At 69.1% G+C, this 560-nt stretch carries 1 protein-coding gene; it reads left to right on the plus strand.

Features of this window, described 5'->3' with window-relative positions:
* Positions 1 to 560: VCBS domain-containing protein (locus tag AC1DXU_RS30420; RefSeq protein ID WP_477374899.1), on the plus strand; the 560-nt coding region annotated here is incomplete at both ends.

Genomic DNA, 560 nt, shown 5'->3' on the forward strand with positions numbered 1-560 from the left:
GGCACCAACGACGCGCCGCTGATCACCTCGGCTGCGCAGTCGGGCAACGTCTCGGAAGGCGACGACCTGCCGACCTCGGCGCAGCAGGCAACCGGCCAGGTCACCTTCTCCGACGTCGATGCCTCCGACAGCCACAGCTTCTCGGTCAGCATCGCCGCCGCCCACGGCACGGCCAGCGTCGATCCCGACGGCACCTGGCACTATACGGTCAGCGACAGCGGCGCCGTCGACGCGCTTGCCGTCGGCGAGCATCTGTCGGATTCGTTCACCGTCCAGGTCGATGACGGCCATGGCGGCCTTGCCGCCCAAGTGGTGTCGATCGACATCGTCGGCACCAACGACGCGCCGCTGATCACCTCGGCTGCGCAGTCGGGCAACGTCTCGGAAGGCGACGACCTGCCGACCTCGGCGCAGCAGGCAACCGGCCAGGTCACCTTCTCCGACGTCGATGCCTCCGACAGCCACAGCTTCTCGGTCAGCATCGCCGCCGCCCACGGCACGGCCAGCGTCGATCCCGACGGCACCTGGCACTATACGGTCAGCGACAGCGGCGCCGTCGA

It is taken from the genome of Mesorhizobium sp. P3_A10 (genome assembly GCF_056403175.1).